Origin of the sequence: Rahnella sp. 2050, from assembly GCF_040544515.1 — a bacterium.
GTDB lineage: Bacteria > Pseudomonadota > Gammaproteobacteria > Enterobacterales > Enterobacteriaceae > Rahnella > Rahnella aceris.
This window is the reverse complement of record NZ_JBEPKE010000005.1, coordinates 257,614-279,368: the sequence shown is the minus strand read 5'-3', so window position 1 is coordinate 279,368 and position 21,755 is coordinate 257,614. Positions and strand designations below refer to the sequence as shown.

Below are 21,755 nucleotides of genomic sequence, written 5' to 3'. Positions count from 1 at the left end.
TACTATACGAATATAAACATGCGAATAATTGTTTACGGTAGCTTACGACGCAAGCAAGGCAACAGTCATTGGATGACGAATGCTCAATGGTTGGGTGATCATGAGCTGGAAGGTTACGCCCTGTATAATCTGGGTCACTATCCTGCTGTTATACCAGGGGAAGGCAAAGTCTATTGCGAAGTTTACCGCATTAACTCGTCCATCATGGCTGAGTTAGATGAGCTGAAAAGTAATACGAAAGATTATCGTCGTGAGCTGATTTCGACACCTTATGGCAGCGCCTGGATTTACCTCTACATTCGTTCACTGGATGGTGTGCCGAGAATTGAGGGTGGTGACTGGGTTAAGCGTAACGAAGCAGTAAGTGAGTAATCTGAGCAAGGTCGTCGGAAAATAATCGTTGTCTGACAACGCTTAATACATAAAAAAACACCGCCATCTGGCGGTGTTTTTTTGTTCAAACGGCAGAAAACTTATTTGTTTTTAGCACGTTCGAAAGAGGTCACGATTTCAGCTTTTGCAGCAGCAGCATCAGCCCAACCGTCAACTTTTACCCATTTGCCTTTTTCCAGCGCTTTGTATTGCTCGAAGAAGTGGGTGATCTGGCCGCGCAGCAGTTCTGGCAGGTCGTTCACATCTTTGATGTGATCGTATTCTTTGCTCAGTTTGGTGTGCGGAACGGCAACCAGTTTCGCATCTTCACCGGCTTCGTCGGTCATTTTCAGCATACCGACAGGGCGGCAGCGGATCACAGAACCTGGTTGCAGCGGGTACGGAGTTGGAACCAGAACGTCAACCGGGTCGCCATCCAGAGACAGCGTGTGGTTGATGTAACCGTAGTTGCACGGATAGAACATCGCAGTAGACATGAAGCGGTCTACAAACAGCGCGCCGGTATCTTTATCCACTTCGTACTTGATTGGATCTGCGTTTGCAGGAATTTCGATCACTACGTAGATATCTTCTGGCAGTTCTTTGCCCGCCGGGACATTCAGTAAGCTCATTGTTGGTTTCCTTCATTGAACCAGGAATAGAGTGCCGCACATTATAGCCAACTCTCCCGCGATTTCCCGCCCTTTTCGTCGAATCGTCTGCGCGCATTTTCCGGCATGACCTGCTGTTGAACCTCGGCTAAATCTTCCGTATTGGCAGTAAAATTTACTGATCCGATACTTTTCCGCGTAACTGCCTGTTTTTGCTTTTCTTATCAAGATATTCGAGCGATTGCCGATAACAATATTCAAACAAAAAATCAGGATTAACCTGATCCCTACCCATCTGAAGTATCTCCTTTTCACCTGAATGGCTGGATAACACCGTATGTTGAATAAGTTGAGCGTAAAAGCCGGTCTGATTGGCCTGCTGGTATTTATGACGTTAATTCTCTTGCTGGTGAGCGTACTGGGGGCGAATGCCATCCGGCAAAGTGCGACATCACTGCAAAAAATTAACCAGCTTCAGGGCGATGAACTTGGTTCACTGGCCGACAGCTACAGTTTCTCGTTGCGCACGCGTGTCGCCAGCGGCGTGGCGGTACGTCAGCTGGAAATTGGCATGATGGATGATGCGAAAAATACAGCGGACCGCATTAGCGGTTATATCAAACAAGCCGATACCGATCTGGCGAAATTTATCAGCATCCAGGATGACACTCAGCAGGGCAGAGATTTATCCGACGCAGTAAAGAAAACCTACGATGCCTATAAAGCTAACGGCTTAGTGCCGCTGCTGGCAGCAATTCAGGCGCAAAGTGCAGACGGTTATTACGATGTGCTGGAAAACAAAATCACGCCTTACAGCAATGCTTATGATAAAGCGCTGGCGGATTTCCGTGCCTATGCCGTAGATAATACCAACAACCGCATTGAACAGGCCCGCGCCAATGCACGTATCCAACTGACGGTGATTGCCACCAGCTTCATCATTGCGCTGATTATCGCGGTGCTGGCATGGTTCGCCTTGCAGAAGATCATCATGCATCCGCTGACATTCTCCATTGCGCAACTGGAATACATCGCCCAAGGCGATCTGACCCATGAAATTGATGATTCCCGTAATAACGAAATGGGGCGTTTACTGAAAGCGATGAAGCAAATGCAGGATTCGCTGGCGCTTTCTGTCGGACGCGTACGCGATGCCGGGAATCAGATCGATGTCGGTTCCCGCGAACTGGCTGCCGGTAACGTCCATCTGGCGCAGCGCACCGAAGAATCCGCTGCATCGCTGGAAGAAACTGCCGCGAGCATGGAGCAACTGACCTCAACCGTGCGCATGAATGCCGCGAACTCTGACCAGGCCAATCAACTGGCGCAAAGCGTGTCAGTCATTGCCAACAAAGGCAGCGAAGTCGTCCATCAGGTAATGGATAAAATGCAGGGCATCACCGATAGCTCAAAACGTATCGGCGACATTATTACGGTCATCGACGGCATTGCCTTCCAGACCAATATTCTGGCGCTGAATGCGGCAGTCGAAGCCGCACGTGCCGGCGAGCAGGGTCGTGGTTTTGCGGTGGTGGCGGGTGAAGTGCGAAGCCTGGCGCAACGCAGTGCGCAATCGGCTAAAGAGATTAAAGAGCTGATTGTGGATTCTGAAAGCCGGGTTTCTGAAGGTTCGGATATGGTGAGATCTGCCGCAAACACCATGCTGGAAATCTCCAGCGAAGTGACTCGAGTGACCAGCCTGATGCGTGAGATTTCCATCGCGACGACCGAACAAACGCACGGCATCGAACAGGTGAACGTGGCGATTACGCAGATGGATCAGGTAGCGCAGCAAAACGCCGCACTGGTGGAACAGGCGACAGCGGCCACACGTTCACTGGAAGAGCAGGCGCAGTTACTGGCAAAAAGCATGGCGGTGTTTAAACTCAATCGAGCCGATCATTTCTGAAAAAATCCTGAGCGGTAAACAATAAAAAAGGTGGCTTTTAAGCCACCTTTTTATGTTTGGGTCAATGCAAAGCTACACAGGTATCACATTCATTCTTTGATGATTTTTTGATGCGTATTTCAGTTATTCATCAGGGAACTGGGCAATGAAGCGCTCCGCGTCTTCCACCATTGAACTGTTGCCCACAAAGAATGGTGCACGTTCATGCAGTTTCTGCGGGATGATATCCAGGATACGGTTTTTACCGTCACTGGCTTTACCGCCAGCCTGCTCGGCCAGGAAAGCCATCGGGTTGCATTCATACAGCAGACGCAGTTTTCCGTTCGGATGGCTGGCGGTGCTTGGATAAATATAAATGCCACCTTTCAGCAGGTTGCGGTGGAAATCTGCCACCAGCGAGCCGATGTAGCGTGAGGTGTAAGGGCGTTGCGTCGCTTCATCCTGTTCCTGGCAATACTTGATGTATTTTTTAACGCCAAGCGGGAATTTAATGTAGTTGCCTTCGTTGATCGAGTACATGTTGCCCTTTTTAGGGAAACAGACTTTTTCGTGAGAGAGGCAGAAAACACCAAGTGAAGGATCGTAGGTAAAGGCATGAACGCCTGCGCCGGTGGTGTAAACCAACATGGTGGAAGAACCATATACCACATAACCTGCGGCGACCTGGCGGTTTCCCGGTTGCAGGAAGTCAGCTTCCGTCACCGGCTGACCCAGCGGAGTCGTACGGCGGTAAATCGAGAAAATTGTCCCGACAGAAACGTTAACGTCGATGTTTGAAGAACCATCCAGCGGATCCATCAAAATGACGTATTTTGCATTTTCAGCGCGTTCACCTTCGAAAATGACAATCTCATCTTCTTCTTCTGACGCGATACCGGCAATCTCACCACGCGCCTTCATCGCGGCTTTTAATTTTTCATTTGCGTACAGATCAAGTTTCATCTGCACTTCACCCTGCACATTCTCTGCACCACTGGTACCCAGAATGTCGACCAGACCCGCTTTGTTGATATCACGGTGAATGATTTTAGCGCCGAGTTTAATTGCTGAAAGTAACGCTGTCAGTTCACCAGTTGCATGTGGAAAATCTTGCTGCTTCTCAACAATAAATTCGCCTAACGTTTTCATGACACTTTCCCTGAATCGAGGATAGATAACGGTACGTTAATAAAAATTTCACAAGAGCGTGAGCAGTTTAGCCCAAATATATGGACGAATCATAGGCAAATCCATTTCTTCTGGAGGATTCTGAGCGGTAGAATAGCGGCTGACTTAAAGGCATTAATGGAAAATATATGCGCATTCATATTCTTGGGATTTGCGGCACGTTTATGGGCGGGCTGGCGATGCTGGCTCGTGCACAGGGGCATCAGGTAACCGGTTCGGACGACAACGTTTATCCACCGATGAGTACGCTGCTGGAAAATCAGGGGATCGACCTGATCCAGGGGTACGATCCTGCCCAGTTAGATCCTCAGCCGGATCTGGTGATCATCGGCAACGCGATGACGCGCGGTAATCCTTGTGTCGAAGCGGTGCTGGAGCTTGGGATCCCTTATGTCTCAGGTCCGCAATGGTTACATGATCATGTTCTGCCAGAGCGCTGGGTTATTGCCGTTGCGGGGACGCACGGTAAAACCACCACTGCCGGCATGGTAACGTGGATCCTCGAAGCCTGCGGTTATGAACCGGGCTACGTCATTGGTGGCGTGCCGGGCAATTTCGAGGTATCTGCGCGTCTGGGCAACAGCCCGTTTATCGTGCTGGAAGCTGATGAATACGACTGTGCGTTCTTCGATAAGCGTTCCAAGTTTGTTCATTACAGCCCGCGTACGCTGATCCTCAACAATCTCGAATTCGATCACGCTGACATCTTTGATGATCTGAAAGCGATTCAGAAACAATTCCACCATCTGGTGCGTCTGGTGCCGGGCAAGGGAAAAATCATTCTGCCGGAGCACGACACACCGCTGAAACAAGTGATGGCGATGGGGTGCTGGAGTGAGCAGGAATTTGTCGGTGATGCCGAAAATTGTGTGTGGGATGCTAAGAAACTGACGCCAGATTCCAGTACTTTCGAGGTTTATTTGCACGGCGAAGCGGTCGGGCAGGTGAAGTGGAATCTGGTTGGCGAGCACAACATGCATAACGGCCTGATGGCGATTGCTGCGGCACGCCATGTGGGCGTGAAGCCGGAAGATGCCTGTAAGGCATTGGGCGATTTCATTAATGCCCGTCGCCGTCTCGAATTGCGCGGCGTAGAAAATGATGTCAGCGTGTACGACGATTTTGCTCACCATCCGACGGCTATTCTGGCAACGCTTTCTGCATTGCGCAGCAAAGTCGGCGGAACTGCACGTATTCTGGCCGTGCTGGAACCCCGTTCAAACACCATGAAAATGGGCATGAGTAAAAATGAACTGGCACCTTCCCTGGGACGTGCTGATGAAGTTTTCCTTTTACAGCCGCAGCATATTCCCTGGCAGGTGGCCGAAGTGGCTGAACACTGTATTCAGCCTGCTCACTGGAGTGCAGACGTCGATTCACTGGTCGATATGGTCGTTAAGGCCTCGCAGCCTGGCGATCATATTCTGGTGATGAGCAATGGCGGTTTTGGTGGTATACATGGAAAACTGCTTACGGCCCTGGCTGCAAAAGCGAAAGCGTCACAAGATCAGTAAAATCATATTTTTATAGTGAATAAGCACAGCAGTTGCTGTGCTTTTTTTATGCCTGTGATCCGCCGTGTTAAGGTTTTCTCAGGCAAAAAAAAGCCCCCGAAATTTTGAGGGCCAAAGGGTGTCGTCGGACAGGACGACGAGGGTATCGTTAGCAAGAGAGTCGGGCAGTGGCAGTGTCAACGCTCTTCCCAGCCTCAACAGCGCTTATTTTCGCTGGTCTGTGGCTGTTGAAACCCGGTAACGCTAATTTATGAAATAATCAAACAGCGGTTTTATATCAGTGACTTACTCAGGAATGTTATTGATAGATTTCTGCTGTCGCGTGATAAGCACCGTCGTTATGGGCTTCGATCACACGGAAAGATTTTGCGCCCTTGCTCTCAGCTTTATCAGACAGCTGCTGGCGGATATCCATTGGCACGCCGTTGACGCCGCTAACGCTGACCATGCCCATCGGTTGCAGATTTTCTGCCTGCTGGTTTGTCACAAGCTGTGCGGCAGAGGCACCAAAAGAAACAACAGACAACAGGCTAAGTGCGGCAATAGTGGTAATAATTTTCATGATGGTTTCCTGAATTCACAGACGTTGGTGCTTTTCATCAGAGAGCAACGTCGATTGAGATTTGGATTTATCAGGACTGTAATATCGTGTTCTGGAGCGCATAAAGCGTGCGGGAACGTAGATGGTGCAGTGACAAATCCTTCTTAGTGCGCATAGCGCGGGCCTGAGTCATTCAGGCCCCTTCGCTTCGTTTACCCGAAATTATTGGTAAATTTCTGCGGTCGCGTGGTAGTTACCTTCTTCACGAACTTCGATAACACGGAATGCTTTAGCACCTTTGGCATCGGCTTTATCTGACAGTGCCTGACGGATATCTGATGGTGCACCGGCTACGCCGCTGACGCTGATCATCCCTGTAGGCTGCATTGTTGCGGCTTGTTCTTGTGTAACAGGTTGTGCTGCAAAAACGCCAAATGACAATGCAGAGAGAATGCTTAATGTTGCGATGGTAGTTTTAACTTTCATGATTTTGACCTCGTCGATTTTATTATGTTTCCAACAACTGGTGCTTCACACCACGGAAATGAGTATACATCTAGTCACGCCATAAATTAATAGCTCGCTAATAGTTATTTGGGTTGTTATATGTCAACTATCTTTGTTTTTAATAACAAAAAGGCATAAAAAGTGGATGAAAAACGTTCGTTTCGTGTTAATTTTTAGTAAAATCAATGGAGTGAGTGAATTTGACTATTTGTGCTTATTCTTGCGGTGAATCATACCCTGGAAATATTTGTGTGACGGAATTTCGTAGGTTGTAGCGAGATTTAACAGAAAGGCGGTGCGTTTGCGGTTTTTTTGAGAAACGGAAGGCAGCAATAAAGGAAGGGAATAGCATTGAATGAGGTCAGAGAAGGTAATCTTCTGACCTCAGGCACAGAATGAAAGCGACAGGAGGTGCAAAATGTTGCAGCCCTAGAGCTCCTGCTCGAACAAACTGAGGATCGCATCGTGCAACTGTTTGACGCTAAATCCGCGGGCCGGTGTCGTGAAGATCGTATCATCACCGGCAATTGTTCCGAGGATCCCTTCGGATTTACCCAGGGAATCGAGTAAACGCGCGATCAGTTGTGCGGCTCCCGGGCTGGTTCGGATCACCACAACGGCATCGTTATGGTCGATATCCAGCACAAGATTCTTCAGAGGACTGGTGGTTGTCGGCACGCCAATTTCAGCGGGCAGGCAGTACACCATTTCCATCTTCGCATTACGAGTTCTGACAGCACCAAATTTTGTCAGCATCCGTGAGACTTTTGACTGATTGATATTTTCGAAACCATCATCCTGAAGTGCGACAACGATTTCGCCCTGAGAGCTGAATTTCTCTTCCTTCAACAGTGCCTTGAAGGCTTTGATCAAATCTTCCTGTTTAGCAGGATTACGCATTTTGCACCCTGGTCTCTGAATCATAGTGGGGCTGATTATGCAGATAATTGAATTTTTATGCAACAGAGGTTAATTGCAAAAATCATGAATTAAGCTTGGAACAAGGAATGTAAGTGCCGCTGTTTTAAGCTCAATTTAATGAATATGCCAAAATTGTGCATTGCGGATGAACTGTGTTGCACAAGGGATTTAATGTGATGATCTCGATTCAGCTCTCACATTGGACCGAATTTAACCATTTATTAACCTGGCCTATTTTGTGGTGCTATTTTTAATGATGAAGCTTTCCGATAAAAAGTCACTAAAAGCGGAAAAAGGTCATCTTAGAGATGTTTTTTTACTTTCTAAACGACCAACCTCAGATTCTCTGCAGGTGAGCGATTGTTTTTAACAGCGTAAGTGATTAAGGTCACACCAATTAATTACACGACACTTATAAGTTAATGATAAAAAAGGAGTATAGGATGAAAGTTGCAGTTCTAGGTGCTGCGGGTGGTATCGGTCAGGCCCTCGCGCTTCTGCTCAAGACCCAGCTACCTTCCGGTTCCGAACTCTCATTATATGATATCGCACCGGTCACTCCGGGTGTCGCCGTCGATCTCAGCCATATCCCTACCGCGGTCAAAATTAAAGGTTTCTGTGGTGAAGATGCTAAACCGGCTCTGGAAGGGGCTGACATCGTCCTGATTTCTGCGGGGGTGGCACGTAAACCCGGCATGGATCGTTCAGACCTGTTTAATGTGAATGCCGGGATCGTGCGGAATCTGATCCAGCAAGTTGCCAGTACCTGCCCGAAAGCCTGCATTGGTATTATCACTAACCCGGTAAATACCACGGTCGCGATTGCGGCTGAAGTATTGAAAAATGCGGGCGTCTACGACAAAAATAAACTGTTTGGCGTAACGACTCTGGACGCAATCCGCTCCAATACTTTTGTCGCTGAGCTGAAGGGTAAGCAACCTGAAGATATCGAAGTGCCAGTTATCGGCGGGCACTCTGGTGTGACGATTCTGCCTTTATTGTCTCAGATCCCAGGTGTCTCTTTCACTGAAAGCGAAATTGTTGCACTGACTCAGCGCATTCAGAATGCCGGAACGGAAGTGGTAGAGGCCAAAGCCGGTGGCGGTTCTGCCACGCTTTCAATGGGGCAGGCTGCAGCACGCTTCGGGCTTTCATTGATGCGGGCGATGCAGGGTGAAGAGAATGTTGTGGAATGTGCCTATGTTGAAGGTAAAGGCGATTATGCGCGATTTTTCGCACAACCGGTTCTGCTAGGTAAACATGGCATTGCAGAGCTTATCGATATCGGTCAGCTCAGTGCTTTTGAGCAGCAATCGCTGGATTCGATGCTGGATATTCTTCGCAAAGATATCGAGCTTGGTGAGCAGTTTATTAATAAGTGAACATTGAACAAAGCCGCCGGTTAACGGGCGGCTTTTGTTTTTCTTAACGCGGTGTTTCATTGGTCGGGCGGCAACGGCGTTCAATGATTTGCAACGTTTTGGGATCAAAATACCGGCTAGGCCAGATCAGTGAGGGATGGATACCCAAAGCGCCTGCGATAAGCAATTCTCCTTTTGGCCATGGCCGTGATAATGCATTTGAAAGTGTCGAAGAGCTCAGGCCTGCTGATCGTGATACTGCTGCGAGTGTGGTGCCCTTCTTTCTCAGTGCTGCAATAATATCAGCCTGGTGCCAGTCTTCATTCCTTGTCATCATGATCTCTTCCTTCTGAAAAATGATTTTCAATAAATACGCTATTAAACATACTTTTAAAAATTGCTCATACTACTCATATAAACCATATCAATGTTTCCTAAAATCCATTATTTTACTTATTTAGAAAATACATTCTTATTTTGATTTAGACAAACAAGTAAATTCCTTTTGCTTTTTGTGATTTGTGTCAGTTTATAATTTTATTATTGTATTTTTTTAAAGTGAAAACGTAACTGGCATGTGTTTTTTTGAAAAAATACATTGATAGGGTTAATTAACCAATTGAATTTTAGTTATTTAAATTATGATTTAAGGCGGTTTTTCTTGCTTTTTTAGATGGCTATCTACTTGTTGTAATTTGCTTTTTTTAATTTTCCTCTTATTTTAGTTTAAGATTTTATTTAAACTGCTTTCCGAAAAAAAATTTAATCAGTTCACCCGGCTGTTGATAAACATAATTCATGGAAGCATTTACATACATCTATAGACTCACTCCAAAAAATTGAATATCTTCTTTCTGTCAAATAGGTGTTTTTCTAAATGACTTATGTTAATACCACCTTTTATATAAACGCTCATTACCAGAAAATATCAGCATTACCCTCATGGATGTATAACAACGATCTTTCTTACTTACTTAATAAGAAACAAGGAATGTTATGAAAAAAGAGTGGTTTGCAGCAAAGGAACTGACCGGAAAAGAAGGACTGCCGACGTCAACCCAAGGTGTGCATGGGATGGCTCGCAGATTGTGCTGGATTAAACGCCGCAGGCTGGGCGTTCAGGGACGTGCAGTGGAATATCACATCGACAGCTTGCCCGGTAATGCCGCCGCCAGTTTATCGATGAATGAGCGTTCTGCTGAATATGTGTATACGTCACATCAGGACCCACTGGCGATCTGGATCGAAAGTTATAAGCAACTGAGAGAACCTGAACGTGAAACGATGATCTCATTCATTGTGAGGGAAGGGATATCTGAGTTGCTCAACAGATTACGTGAGCCTGAAAAAAACTAGCGCAATAATGCCTGTCGCGCCTGCTTTATTCTGGCAGGTACGACAGGCAAATATCAGAAATCGCGTTTTACAGACATATGCGCGAGGCCTTCAAGCGCAGAGCGATATTCGGACTCCGGGAGCACCTGAAGCGCCTGGATGGCTTTATCAGCTTCTTCTTCAGCACGCTGGCGGGTGTAAGCCAGAGAGCCCCACTGATGCATTGCTGCCAGCACGGGTTCCAATAAATGGCGCCCGTTACCCTCTTCGATAGCTTTGCGGATCATAGCGGATTGTTCGGCATCACCGTGCTGCATCGCATGCAGAAGGGGCAACGTCGGTTTTCCTTCATCAAGGTCATCGCCAGTGTTTTTGCCCAGCGTTTCGCCATCAGCATCGTAATCGAGCAAATCATCAATCAGCTGGAAAGCGGTGCCCAGATAACGACCATAATCTTGCAAAGCTGTAATCTGCTCATTGTTTCCGCCCGCCAGCATGGCAGAGGCTTGCGACGCGGCTTCAAAAAGACGCGCAGTTTTGCTGTAAATCACCTGCATGTAACTGGCTTCTGTGATGTCAGGATCATTGCAATTAATCAGTTGCTGCACTTCGCCTTCTGCAATCACATTCACCGCTTTTGCCATCAGAGCCAGAACAGGAAGCGATTCAAGATCTGTCATCATTTGAAATGCGCGGGTGTAGATAAAATCGCCGACCAATACGCTGGCGGCGTTGCCAAATGCGGCGTTCGCAGTGGCCTTTCCCCGACGCATATCTGATTCGTCAACCACATCGTCATGTAACAGTGTGGCGGTATGAATAAACTCAATCAGAGCAGCGACTTTGATGTGTTTATCGCCCCGGTAGGATAGTGCTTTGGCTGCCAGTACTGCTATCATCGGGCGGATACGTTTGCCGCCGCCACTGATGATGTAATATCCCAGTTGATTGATGAGAGAAACCTCTGAATTCAACTGTTCAAGGATGGATGCATTGACTGCAGCCATGTCGTCCTGGGTAAGATCAATAATCTGTTCTAGGTTCATTGTGTTTTTTCAGCTGTTGTTCTCTTCACCGCAATGAGGTCTGGCTCACATTGGCACATGGCGCTAACTGTAAAGGGGATTGTACTTGAAAAACAGTGTAGATAAATGATATCGGAAGAACTGCGCTTTTTTTCTTCTTTTGTCGTCATTGTACACTTGTCTTATGCTGATTTTTTGCGTAGAATTCGCGCCCTATTGTGAATATTTATAGCGCCCTCTGGACTATACAAAGTTGAGTGCGCGGAAAGCGGAGTTTTATATGTACGCGGTTTTCCAAAGTGGTGGTAAACAACACCGTGTCAGCGAAGGACAGACTATCCGTCTGGAGAAGCTGGACGTTGCAACTGGCGAAGCTATCGAGTTCGATCAGGTTCTGATGATTGCAAACGGTGAAGAAATCAACATCGGTCTGCCTTTAGTGGCTGGCGGTGTAATCAAAGCTGAAGTCGTTGCTCACGGTCGTGGCGAAAAGGTCAAAATCGTTAAGTTTCGTCGTCGTAAACACTATCGTAAGCAGCAGGGCCACCGTCAGTGGTTCACTGACGTTAAAATCACCGGCATCAGCGCTTAAGATTAGGAGAGCGGAACAATGGCACACAAAAAGGCTGGCGGCTCCACACGTAACGGTCGCGATTCAGAAGCTAAACGTCTGGGCGTAAAACGCTTTGGCGGCGAAGCAGTACTGGCAGGCAGCATCATCGTTCGTCAGCGCGGCACCAAATTCCACGCTGGTATCAACGTGGGTTGCGGCAAGGACCACACTCTGTTTGCTTTGGCTGACGGTAAAGTCAAGTTCGAAGTTAAAGGCCCGAAAAACCGTAAGTACATCAGCATCGAAGCTGAATAAGTTTTTCGCGTCTTAGTAAATAGATGTAAGCCCCGCAATTCGTTGCGGGGCTTTTTACATTCTGGTTAGCCCATTCTGGCGGGATATGGATACGAAATCACAGGCACCTGTCGGGATTCTGTTGGCGCTGATTACTGCCATGAGCTGGGGCTCTTTGCCTATCGCCATGAAGCAGGTTCTGGTGGTGATGGATCCCTTTACTGTGGTTTGGTATCGGTTTTCGATGGCGGCCGTTGTGCTGGGTTGCATTTTGGCCATGAGGCGAAGGCTGCCTCCGAGAGCGATTTTCAGGCGACCGCGTTGGCTGGTTTTAGTGCTGATTGCAACTTGTGGATTACTGGGAAACTTTGTTCTTTTTAGTTCTTCTTTGCAATTTCTTAGCCCGACGGCTTCTCAGGTTATCGGACAGCTTTCTCCGGTCGGTATGATGGTGGCCAGCGTAATCATCCTAAAAGAAAGGATGCGCGTTACGCAGGTTATTGGCGCCAGTATGTTAATTTTTGGGCTGATATTGTTTTTCAATACCAGTCTGATTGAGATTTTCACCCGTCTGACGGATTACACTTTGGGTGTGATTTTTGGCGTCGGGGCAGCAACAGTTTGGGTGATATACGGTGTGGCGCAAAAGGTTTTACTGCGTCAACTGGCTTCACCGCAAATCCTTTTTTTGCTGTACACTTTATGTTCTATCGCATTGCTCCCGCTGGCCAGCCCTGCGGTGCTTTCACAGCTCAGCGGCTGGCAGTTTGCCTGCCTGTTGTTTTGCGGCGCGAATACCTTGGTAGGATATGGCGCCTTAGCGGAAGCGATGGCGAGATGGCAGGCAGCTCAGGTAAGTGCATTAGTGACACTCACGCCGCTGTTTACCCTGCTATTTTCAGATTTATTGGCACTTGCCTGGCCTGACTTTTTTGCTGCACCAGTACTTAATTTTATTGGTTATCTGGGAGCATTTGTGGTGGTGGCGGGTGCAATGTTTTCCGCAATTGGCCATCGATGGTGGCCACGTCGGACAGAGCAAAACCTGGTAGCTAAACTTTAGCTGCCCGGCGAATGATTTACGGAGACAGAACAAATGAAGTTTGTTGATGAAGCCACGATTCTGGTTGTGGCCGGTGATGGCGGTAACGGGTGCGTCAGCTTCCGCCGCGAAAAATACATTCCACGTGGCGGCCCTGACGGTGGCGACGGTGGTGATGGCGGTGATGTGTACCTCGTTGCTGATGAGAACCTCAATACGCTGATCGATTTCCGCTTTGTGAAATCTTATCGTGCTGAGCGCGGTACTAACGGTCAGAGCAGCGACTGTACTGGTAAACGCGGTAAGGACATCACCATTAAAGTGCCTGTGGGAACGCGAGTTCTTGACCAAAGCACTGGCGAAGTCCTGGCCGATATGACCAAAAATGGTCAGGTTAATATGGTCGCTAAAGGCGGTTTCCACGGACTCGGTAACACCCGTTTTAAATCTTCCGTGAACCGTTCACCGCGTCAGAAAACCATGGGCACCAAAGGTGAAGAGCGTGATATCGCACTCGAACTGATGCTGCTTGCCGATGTAGGCATGCTGGGTCTGCCAAACGCAGGTAAATCGACGTTTATCCGCTCCGTCTCTGCAGCGAAGCCGAAAGTGGCTGATTATCCGTTTACCACACTGGTGCCAAGCCTCGGTGTTGTACGTATGGATCACGAACAAAGCTTCGTGGTTGCAGACATCCCCGGTCTGATCGAAGGGGCTTCTGAAGGCGCTGGTCTGGGTATCCGCTTCCTGAAGCACCTTGAGCGTTGCCGCGTTCTGTTGCACCTGATCGACATTGCGCCGATCGATGAATCTGATCCGATCGAAAATGCCAAAGTCATCATCAATGAACTGAAGCAATACAACGCCAAGCTGGCTGAAAAGCCGCGCTGGTTAGTGTTCAATAAAGTTGATCTGATCGAGAAAGAAGAAGCTGAAGCGCGTGCTAAGGCGATTGCTGATGCATTAGGTTGGGAAGGTAACTATTACCTTATTTCCGCTGCAAACCGCGAAGGTGTGAATGCATTGTGTTGGGACGTGATGAAGTTCATCAACGAAAATCCTAAGCACATGGCGATTGAAGAAGCGGCACCCGAGAAAGTTGAGTTCATGTGGGATGATTATCACCGTGAACAACTGGCTGAAGTGGAATCTGAAGCCGACGACGACTGGGATGATGACTGGGATGAAGATGACGACGAAGGCGTAGAAATCATTTACGAACGTTAATCCCGTGTATTAGCGTTTCATCGCTGAAAGAAAGGCTGCCATTGGCAGCCTTTTTCTTTTTGATCGCGTGTTAATCGGAGCGCGTATTAACGGGTGTCTGGTGAAAGTGTCAGCGAGCTTTGTAATGCAACATCCGGTAGCCAGCATTGTGCGCTGAGGCCAGTGTTGCCGGGGCGATTTCGCAATATCAGCGTACCGCCATGCAGGTGCGCAATCCGCACCACAATATTTAAGCCCAGGCCGCTGCCTCCATAACGTTGGTCGACGCGCTTAAAAGCCTGTGTCAGTTCACTGGCCTTCGTTTCATCAATACCCGGACCGGCATCGTCTATCTTTATCAGGAATCCGTTGTCTTGCGGTGCAATTGTGATGCCGATGTCGCTATTTTCAGGCCCGTAGCGGTAAGCATTTTCGACCAGATTGCGTACCATTAAACGTAGCAGCACAGCATCCCCCTGAATTTCAGCACGAGGCGGCAGGTGTATTTTCAAGTTTTGACCGCGTTCACTGAGCATTTCACACAGCTCTTCTCTGAGCGGCTCAACGACGTTACTGATCAGGTCAACCTGCTGATATTCGCCTTTGGCAAAATTCTGTCCGGCGCGGGCAAGCATAAGTAACTGCTCTATGGTATGCATTAACTGGTCGATGCGGCTTATCAGAGTATCGCTGCCTTCTACGCCTTTTTTGTGCATTATTTCCAGATGCAACCGGACGCCTGCCAGTGGAGTGCGCAACTCATGAGCCGCATCCGCAGTGAACAATCGTTCCTGCTGAATGGTGCTGGAGAGACGAGAGAAAAGCTGGTTCAATGCATTCGTCACGGCCACAATCTCCCTGGTTTCGCTGTTGAGTGGCAGGGGAGAGAGGTTATCGGCTGAACGGGTCTCCAGTCGTTTTTGTAACTGGTTAAGAGGCCGGATAATCCAGCTGATGGCCCAAAAGGACAGTACCAGAGTAATACTCATCATGAGTAAGGAAGGGGCAATCAGTGAAGCAATGGCTTCTGCAATTTCTTTCTCAACGTGTGCGTTACGGACTTTGGCTGACAGGGTGTCATTGACCAGCAGGTTAATTTGTTCCTGGCTCTCGTGCCAGAGCCAGAAAATACTGATGAGCTGAGTCACGAACAGGATCAGAGCCAGCATAACCAGAAGGCGGCGGCGCATACTGGTCATACGATTATTTCCAGCCTGTAGCCGATACCACGTACAGTTCTGATGACTTCTTTACCCAATTTGCGGCGCAGATTATGAACATGTACCTCAAGCGTATTGGAGCCTAAATCATCCTGCCAGGTATAGAGATCTTGCTGGAGCAACTCGCGGTTTACAGTCTGCCCGGCACGCATCATCAGTCGTGACAAAATCGCGAACTCTTTGGGCGTGACCTCTACCGGCGCATCATTGAGATAAGCCTGCTGAGAGGAGAGATTGATTTTCAGGTTGCCGACGGAAATCTGGTTGTCACTCTGCCCCTGATAACGGCGGATCAGGGCGCGGACACGGGCCTGTAATTCGACTAGGGCAAAGGGTTTAATCAGATAGTCATCGGCACCGGCATCAAGGCCATCGACGCGGTCTTCAAGGGCATCGCGGGCAGTAAGAATCAACACGGGCAGGGAAATACTTTGACGTCGCCACTGGCGCAGCAGCGTTGCGCCATCTTTGTCTGGCAATCCTAAGTCCAGGATCACCAGACTGTACTGACTGGTTTGGATCAGACTCTGCGCCTCGGCCGCGGTTGACGCGCAGTCGCAGGCATAATTTTCACTGGTAAGTGCCAGCGTTAATCCCTGCCGTAAAAGTTCATCATCTTCAACTATCAGCAGTTTCATCGTCTGGCACTTCTCCGTGGTTAATTATTTTGGTAGATATCCCTGTAGAGACGGCTTTCAAAGCGCACCAGCGGTGCACGCCGTGTACGTTGATCTTCAGGGGGAACAGCATAGCCTGAAAGGAACTGCACAAAGGCCATACGCTGTCCGCTGGCTGTGGTGATGAAACCTGCCAGATTATATACGCCAGACAGTGAACCGGTTTTTGCCGATACTTTGCCGTCGACACCCGCTTCATGCAGACCACCGCGGTACTGTAAGGTTCCGTCATGGCCAGCTAAAGGCAACATCGAAATAAAATCTAATTCTTTGTCGTGCTGGGCGATATATTGCAGCACCTGCATCATTGTGGCCGGTGACAATAAATCATGGCGTGAAAGCCCGGAACCATCAACCTGAATCGAGTTACCCAAATCCACGCCTGCTTTCTGACGCAAAATCTGACGAACCGCGTCTGAGCCCGCCCGCCATGTTCCCGGCACACCAAAACGCTGATGACCAATCGTACGGAAGACCGTATCAGCGATCATGTTGTCTGATTTCTTAAGCATCTGATGCAGCAAATCATGCAGGGGCACTGATTGCGTTTGTGCCAGAACCGTACCTGCTGGTGTCGGCTGGGTTTGACGTTTCAGGGTGCCGTCAATCTGGATATCTGCCTGCAACAGCTCATCTTTAAGAATCGCACCGGCATAACTGGCACCATCCTGAATAGCAAAAGCCAGTGGCAGAGGCTCGCTGCGTTGAGTCAGACAACCAGTGAGTGTATATCGGTTGAATTCACCCGGGACGACATCCAGTTCGCAATACTGCGCATCCGGAGAGCCTTTTGCCAGCGTGCGGACTTCACTGAACATATGCACTGGATAATAAGAGGCTACGCGAATAAACGCGTTCTCGTCAGGTTTAGGCGCGCTATAGAGAGATACCGAGAAACAGTTTCTGTCGACAATTGCGGCGGCTGGGGGAGCGCTGAAGCATTGGGTGATATCGTTCCATGGCCATCCGGGAGCTTTGTCATGACTTGCAAACACGGAAGTGTTAATGACCACATCGCCAGTGATTTCTTTGACGCCCTGTTTTTTCAAAACAGCGACCATATTCCGAATATTCTGGCGTTTCAGGGTCGGGTCACCAGAAAACCGAGCGACCAGATCTCCCTTGAGAACTCCGTCAGAAACAGAACCCGATGTTTCGAGTGTAGTGGTGAAACGGAAATCAGGCCCCAACTGCAACAGCGCAGCCAGCGCCGTCAGAATCTTCATAGTACTGGCAGGCAGCGCCATCTGGGTACCGTGATAATCGATCACAGGCGCAGGGGCGCCAATTTTCTGTACCAGCACCGCCAGATTCGTGCCATCAGGCAGATATTCTGTGTAATTTTCGATCTGAGCCGCATTTGTATTCAGAACAAACGCGCATGCTAATCCACTGACAATTCGTAAAAAACGCATTATTTTGAGTAAAGGCTCTGAGTAACGGCAGGATAATGTGGTGCCATACTACGATGCTACGAACCAAGGCGCAACGTGGCTGAAAGTAAACGATGATCCTCAAGGAACTCTACGTTAAAATACGAATCAAAATGCGAAATGATTCCTGGCCTGGTGGCAACGCCGGGTGAGGTTTTTTTTGTTTTTCGCCAGAGAGTCGGTCAGAAGAACTGGCTTAATTTCTTACCTGATTCAATCAGGACGGTGTTTACCGAAAGGACCAAGTTAGAGGTAATAAATATATGAAACCGATTCCGATGACGTTACGTGGCGCAGAAAGATTACGTGAAGAACTGGACCATCTGAAGAGCGTCCGTCGCCCGAAAATCATTTCTGATATCGCGACCGCACGTGAGCATGGTGATTTGAAAGAGAATGCTGAATACCATGCTGCGCGTGAACAGCAGGGTTTTTGTGAAGGCCGTATCCAGGAAATCGAAGCTAAGCTTTCGAATGCTCAGGTTATTGATGTGACCAAAATGCCCGCAACCGGCCGTGTCATTTTTGGTGCGACAGTGACTGTGATGAACCTGGACACTGAAGAAGAACAAAAATACCGCATCGTGGGTGATGACGAAGCAGATTTTAAGCAAAATCTGATTTCTGTGAATTCCCCGATTGCCCGCGGTTTGATTGGCAAAGAGCAGGATGATGTTGTTGTCATCAAAACGCCTGGCGGCGATGTTGAGTTTGAAGTATTGAAGGTCGAATACCTCTAAAATCTGCATTAAAAAGGGCGAAACGTGATGTTTCGCCCGATAATTCTCACATTCATGCAGTGAATTGCTTCACAGTAAATTGAAAACTAAAGTAAAAAGGCCTGCTCAGACCTTCCCCTGAACGTGATTTCGTGGCACCTTTCCGAAAATCTACAGCGCTTTTCGTTAAACCTTAATGGATTAACGCGGTAAGATAATTTTGCGGTCTTCGGTGGAAGGGCGATAAAGTACCAGCATATTGCCGATGACTTGCACATTACACGCCTTGGTTTCACGCACAATCGCGTCTACGATCAAAGACTTCGTTTCGCGTTCTTCTGCCGCGACTTTAACCTTGATCAGTTCGTGATGTTGCAGCGCCTGTTCGATTTCGGCGAGCACACCCTCAGTCAGCCCGTTGTTGCCCAGCATAACAACCGGTTTCAGGGGATGCGCGAGGCCTTTCAGGTACTGTTTTTGTTTATTGTTAAGATTCATCGTCTTTTTTGCTTAAGTTGGGATTGAAAACGGGTCATTCTACCGCCATCTCATGTATATCACCAACCCGGACTGCTTCGGGGAGGGAATAATACTGACTTAGCCATAGACGTCATGATGCTAACAGCTTGTTCCAAAAGCTCTAACTCAGGGTGGTTGGAAAACTATATGGTTACTAAATAATGTCTAATAAAAAGCGTTCTGCAAGTTCCAGTCGCTGGTTGCAGGAACACTTTAGCGATAAATATGTGCTACAGGCACAGAAAAAAGGGCTGCGTTCCCGTGCCTGGTTTAAACTTGATGAAATACAGCAAGGCGATAAGCTGTTTAAACCGGGTATGACGGTGGTTGATTTAGGAGCAGCTCCTGGTGGTTGGTCACAGTATGTGGCGACGCAGATCGGTAACAAAGGGCGAATTATTGCTCTTGACCTTTTACCTATGGATCCTATTGTTGGAGTCGACTTCCTTCAAGGGGATTTTCGTGATGAATTAGTTCTCAAAGCGCTGCTTGAACGCGTGGGAGAAAGTAAGGTTCAGGTGGTCATGTCCGATATGGCCCCTAATATGAGCGGTACTCCGGCAGTCGATATTCCAAAATCGATGTATCTGGTTGAATTAGCATTGGATATGTGTCGGGATGTATTAGCACCAGGCGGAAGTTTCCTGGTGAAGGTGTTTCAGGGAGATGGCTTTGATGAATACCTGCGGGAAATTCGCTCCCTGTTTACGAAGGTGAAGATTCGTAAGCCAGACGCTTCCCGAGCACGTTCGCGAGAAGTGTACATCGTAGCGACAGGGCGGAAACTGTAGTTCCCTAACGCTGTTTGTTAACACAGTTGTAATATGAGGTTAATCCCTTGAGTGACATGGCGAAGAACCTGATCCTCTGGTTAGTCATCGCGGTTGTATTGATGTCTGTATTTCAGAGTTTTGGTCCCAGCGAATCTAATGGTAACAAGGTAGATTACACTACCTTTACAACCGAAGTGGCCCAAGACCAGGTCCGTGAAGTACGTATCAATGGACGTGCGATTGACGTTATCAAAAAAGACAGCAGCAAATACACAACCTATATTCCGGTTAATGATCCTAAATTGCTGGATACGCTGCTGAGCAAAAACGTGAAAGTTGTTGGTGAACCGCCTGAACAGCAGAGTTTCCTGGCGACTATCTTCATTTCATGGTTCCCGATGCTGCTTCTGATTGGCGTCTGGATATTCTTTATGCGACAGATGCAGGGTGGCGGTGGCAAAGGCGCAATGTCCTTTGGTAAAAGCAAAGCCCGCATGCTGACGGAAGACCAAATCAAAACTACGTTTGCTGACGTTGCAGGTTGTGACGAAGCGAAGGAAGAGGTGAGCGAGCTGGTTGATTACCTGCGTGAACCAAGCCGTTTCCAGAAACTGGGCGGTAAAATTCCTAAAGGCGTTCTGATGGTGGGTCCTCCGGGTACGGGTAAGACCTTGCTGGCTAAAGCCATTGCCGGTGAAGCCAAAGTCCCGTTCTTTACGATTTCGGGTTCTGACTTCGTTGAAATGTTCGTCGGTGTGGGTGCATCACGTGTCCGTGATATGTTCGAACAGGCGAAGAAAGCGGCTCCATGTATCATCTTCATCGATGAAATTGATGCCGTTGGCCGTCAGCGTGGTGCAGGTTTAGGCGGTGGTCATGATGAACGTGAGCAAACCCTGAACCAGATGCTGGTTGAGATGGATGGTTTCGAAGGTAACGAAGGTATTATCGTTATTGCCGCGACCAACCGTCCGGATGTTCTGGACCCTGCGTTGCTGCGTCCGGGCCGTTTTGACCGTCAGGTTGTTGTCGGCTTGCCAGATGTCCGTGGCCGTGAACAGATCCTGAAAGTTCACATGCGTCGTGTTCCGCTGGCGACAGATGTTGATGCTTCTGTGATTGCCCGTGGTACACCAGGATTCTCTGGTGCTGACCTGGCTAACCTGGTCAACGAAGCTGCACTGTTCTCTGCTCGTGGTAACAAACGTGTGGTGTCGATGGTCGAGTTCGAAAAAGCCAAAGACAAAATCATGATGGGTGCTGAGCGCCGTTCCATGGTAATGACCGAATCGCAGAAAGAGTCCACTGCATATCACGAAGCGGGACACGCCATCATTGGCCGCCTGGTTCCTGAACACGACCCTGTGCACAAAGTGACCATTATTCCTCGTGGCCGTGCATTAGGTGTGACCTTCTTCCTGCCCGAAGGTGATGCGATCAGCGCCAGCCGTCAGAAACTCGAAAGTCAGATTTCTACCTTATATGGTGGCCGTCTTGCTGAAGAGATTATTTACGGTGTGGAAAAAGTGTCTACCGGTGCGTCTAACGATATCAAAGTAGCCACGTCGATTGCCCGTAACATGGTTACGCAGTGGGGCTTCTCAGATAAATTAGGTCCGTTGCTGTATGCGGAAGAAGAAGGTGAAGTCTTCCTCGGTCGTTCAGTCGCGAAAGCTAAGCATATGTCTGATGAAACCGCCCGTATCATCGATCAGGAAGTTAAGTCTCTGGTTGAACGTAACTACGTTCGTGCGCGTACTCTGCTGATGGAAAACATGGATATCCTTCATTCAATGAAAGATGCCCTGATGAAGTATGAAACCATCGATGCACCGCAAATTGATGACCTGATGAACCGTACTGAAGTTCGCCCGCCAGCTGGCTGGGACGATGCTAACGGCAAAAACGGTAACAGCAACTCCAATGACGGCGGTACGCCAAAAGCGCCAACGCCTGTCGACGAACCTCGTACGCCGAATCCTGGCAACACGATGTTTGAGCAATTCAGCGGCAAGTAAGAGGCTGATTGGAAAATAATGCTGATGACACTCAACCC

23 protein-coding genes are annotated in these 21,755 nt (G+C 48.5%); 12 read left to right on the top strand and 11 right to left on the bottom strand.

The annotated features are described in order from the left end of the window. Nucleotides 1–18 precede the first annotated feature (18 nt). Nucleotides 19–372 carry a gamma-glutamylcyclotransferase family protein gene (locus ABIC79_RS19360; protein WP_013573790.1) on the top strand — a complete coding sequence of 118 codons (354 nt, stop codon included), beginning with the start codon at nucleotides 19–21 and terminating at the stop codon, nucleotides 370–372. 101 nt (nucleotides 373–473) lie between these two features. On the opposite strand, the gene ppa is transcribed toward ABIC79_RS19360, so the two are convergent. Then, complete coding sequence (gene ppa / locus ABIC79_RS19355) at nucleotides 474–1,004, bottom strand: inorganic diphosphatase (RefSeq protein WP_013573791.1); 531 nt, start codon at nucleotides 1,002–1,004, stop codon at nucleotides 474–476. Nucleotides 1,005–1,320: 316 nt separating this feature from the next. On the opposite strand from ppa, the gene ABIC79_RS19350 reads away from it, so the two are divergent. Beyond that, nucleotides 1,321–2,892: a methyl-accepting chemotaxis protein gene (locus tag ABIC79_RS19350; protein WP_013573793.1), complete on the top strand. Its 1,572-nt coding sequence runs from the start codon at nucleotides 1,321–1,323 to the stop codon at nucleotides 2,890–2,892. A 123-nt stretch (nucleotides 2,893–3,015) separates the two neighbouring features. Here ABIC79_RS19350 and fbp read toward each other — a convergent pair whose 3' ends face one another. Beyond that, the gene (gene fbp / locus ABIC79_RS19345; protein WP_013573794.1) at nucleotides 3,016–4,020 is read right to left on the bottom strand and encodes a class 1 fructose-bisphosphatase; all 1,005 of its coding nucleotides are present in this window, start codon (nucleotides 4,018–4,020) and stop codon (nucleotides 3,016–3,018) included. A gap of 167 nt (nucleotides 4,021–4,187) precedes the next feature. Between fbp and mpl the strand changes: the two genes are divergently transcribed. Beyond that, complete coding sequence (gene mpl / locus ABIC79_RS19340) at nucleotides 4,188–5,573, top strand: UDP-N-acetylmuramate:L-alanyl-gamma-D-glutamyl-meso-diaminopimelate ligase (protein WP_112152041.1); 1,386 nt, start codon at nucleotides 4,188–4,190, stop codon at nucleotides 5,571–5,573. Nucleotides 5,574–5,871: 298 nt separating this feature from the next. On the opposite strand, the gene yhcN (ABIC79_RS19335) is transcribed toward mpl, so the two are convergent. The 3 genes from yhcN (ABIC79_RS19335) to argR form a co-directional block, all read right to left on the bottom strand. Beyond that, entirely contained in the window at nucleotides 5,872–6,135 is a 264-nt protein-coding gene (yhcN, locus tag ABIC79_RS19335; RefSeq protein ID WP_014411566.1) for a peroxide/acid stress response protein YhcN, read from the bottom strand. Between the two features lie 201 nt (nucleotides 6,136–6,336). Further along, nucleotides 6,337–6,600 carry a peroxide/acid stress response protein YhcN gene (yhcN, locus tag ABIC79_RS19330; RefSeq protein ID WP_013573798.1) on the bottom strand — a complete coding sequence of 88 codons (264 nt, stop codon included), beginning with the start codon at nucleotides 6,598–6,600 and terminating at the stop codon, nucleotides 6,337–6,339. Between the two features lie 450 nt (nucleotides 6,601–7,050). Continuing rightward, nucleotides 7,051–7,521 (bottom strand): transcriptional regulator ArgR, encoded by a 471-nt coding sequence (gene argR / locus ABIC79_RS19325; RefSeq protein ID WP_013573799.1) that lies wholly within the window; start codon nucleotides 7,519–7,521, stop codon nucleotides 7,051–7,053. Between the two features lie 464 nt (nucleotides 7,522–7,985). Between argR and mdh the strand changes: the two genes are divergently transcribed. After that, entirely contained in the window at nucleotides 7,986–8,924 is a 939-nt protein-coding gene (gene mdh / locus ABIC79_RS19320; RefSeq protein WP_037034246.1) for a malate dehydrogenase, read from the top strand. A 43-nt stretch (nucleotides 8,925–8,967) separates the two neighbouring features. Here the strand turns inward: mdh and ABIC79_RS19315 are convergent, their stop codons facing one another. After that, entirely contained in the window at nucleotides 8,968–9,240 is a 273-nt protein-coding gene (locus ABIC79_RS19315; RefSeq protein ID WP_013573801.1) for a helix-turn-helix domain-containing protein, read from the bottom strand. 659 nt (nucleotides 9,241–9,899) lie between these two features. Between ABIC79_RS19315 and ABIC79_RS19310 the strand changes: the two genes are divergently transcribed. Then, on the top strand, nucleotides 9,900–10,259 hold the full coding sequence (locus ABIC79_RS19310; RefSeq protein WP_013573802.1) for a DNA-binding protein: 360 nt from the start codon (nucleotides 9,900–9,902) through the stop codon (nucleotides 10,257–10,259). Nucleotides 10,260–10,312: 53 nt separating this feature from the next. Here the strand turns inward: ABIC79_RS19310 and ispB are convergent, their stop codons facing one another. Continuing rightward, the gene (ispB, locus tag ABIC79_RS19305) at nucleotides 10,313–11,284 is read right to left on the bottom strand and encodes an octaprenyl diphosphate synthase (RefSeq protein WP_119261164.1); all 972 of its coding nucleotides are present in this window, start codon (nucleotides 11,282–11,284) and stop codon (nucleotides 10,313–10,315) included. A gap of 259 nt (nucleotides 11,285–11,543) precedes the next feature. Here ispB and rplU point away from each other — a divergent pair, with 259 nt between their 5' ends. The 4 genes from rplU (at nucleotide 11,544) to cgtA (ending at nucleotide 14,379) form a co-directional block, all read left to right on the top strand. Then, nucleotides 11,544–11,855: a 50S ribosomal protein L21 gene (gene rplU, locus ABIC79_RS19300; RefSeq protein ID WP_013573804.1), complete on the top strand. Its 312-nt coding sequence runs from the start codon at nucleotides 11,544–11,546 to the stop codon at nucleotides 11,853–11,855. A gap of 18 nt (nucleotides 11,856–11,873) precedes the next feature. Beyond that, nucleotides 11,874–12,131, top strand: a complete 258-nt coding sequence (gene rpmA / locus ABIC79_RS19295) for a 50S ribosomal protein L27 (protein WP_013573805.1) — start codon at nucleotides 11,874–11,876, stop codon at nucleotides 12,129–12,131. Nucleotides 12,132–12,216: 85 nt separating this feature from the next. Next, nucleotides 12,217–13,173, top strand: coding sequence for a DMT family transporter (locus ABIC79_RS19290; protein WP_112152042.1), 957 nt, complete (start codon nucleotides 12,217–12,219; stop codon nucleotides 13,171–13,173). 33 nt (nucleotides 13,174–13,206) lie between these two features. Continuing rightward, on the top strand, nucleotides 13,207–14,379 hold the full coding sequence (gene cgtA, locus ABIC79_RS19285) for an Obg family GTPase CgtA (RefSeq protein ID WP_119261165.1): 1,173 nt from the start codon (nucleotides 13,207–13,209) through the stop codon (nucleotides 14,377–14,379). Nucleotides 14,380–14,465: 86 nt separating this feature from the next. Here the strand turns inward: cgtA and pmrB are convergent, their stop codons facing one another. From pmrB to dacB, 3 genes are read right to left on the bottom strand one after another with little or no spacing between them, the layout of a single operon-like run. Next, nucleotides 14,466–15,557 (bottom strand): two-component system sensor histidine kinase PmrB, encoded by a 1,092-nt coding sequence (gene pmrB, locus ABIC79_RS19280; protein WP_112197543.1) that lies wholly within the window; start codon nucleotides 15,555–15,557, stop codon nucleotides 14,466–14,468. Continuing rightward, nucleotides 15,554–16,216 (bottom strand): two-component system response regulator PmrA, encoded by a 663-nt coding sequence (gene pmrA, locus ABIC79_RS19275; protein WP_013573810.1) that lies wholly within the window; start codon nucleotides 16,214–16,216, stop codon nucleotides 15,554–15,556. The genes pmrB and pmrA overlap by 4 nt, the downstream gene beginning before the upstream one ends. Before the next feature lie 20 nt (nucleotides 16,217–16,236). Further along, nucleotides 16,237–17,670: a serine-type D-Ala-D-Ala carboxypeptidase gene (gene dacB, locus ABIC79_RS19270; RefSeq protein WP_013573811.1), complete on the bottom strand. Its 1,434-nt coding sequence runs from the start codon at nucleotides 17,668–17,670 to the stop codon at nucleotides 16,237–16,239. A 281-nt stretch (nucleotides 17,671–17,951) separates the two neighbouring features. On the opposite strand from dacB, the gene greA reads away from it, so the two are divergent. Continuing rightward, a complete protein-coding gene (greA, locus tag ABIC79_RS19265; RefSeq protein WP_013573812.1) occupies nucleotides 17,952–18,428 on the top strand; it encodes a transcription elongation factor GreA in 477 nt (158 codons plus the stop codon). Nucleotides 18,429–18,608: 180 nt separating this feature from the next. On the opposite strand, the gene yhbY is transcribed toward greA, so the two are convergent. Next, a complete protein-coding gene (gene yhbY, locus ABIC79_RS19260) occupies nucleotides 18,609–18,905 on the bottom strand; it encodes a ribosome assembly RNA-binding protein YhbY (RefSeq protein ID WP_013573813.1) in 297 nt (98 codons plus the stop codon). Nucleotides 18,906–19,087: 182 nt separating this feature from the next. Here yhbY and rlmE point away from each other — a divergent pair, with 182 nt between their 5' ends. Further along, a complete protein-coding gene (gene rlmE / locus ABIC79_RS19255; RefSeq protein WP_013573814.1) occupies nucleotides 19,088–19,717 on the top strand; it encodes a 23S rRNA (uridine(2552)-2'-O)-methyltransferase RlmE in 630 nt (209 codons plus the stop codon). A gap of 56 nt (nucleotides 19,718–19,773) precedes the next feature. Beyond that, nucleotides 19,774–21,717 (top strand): ATP-dependent zinc metalloprotease FtsH, encoded by a 1,944-nt coding sequence (ftsH, locus tag ABIC79_RS19250; protein WP_037034239.1) that lies wholly within the window; start codon nucleotides 19,774–19,776, stop codon nucleotides 21,715–21,717. Nucleotides 21,718–21,755: the final 38 nt, after the last annotated feature.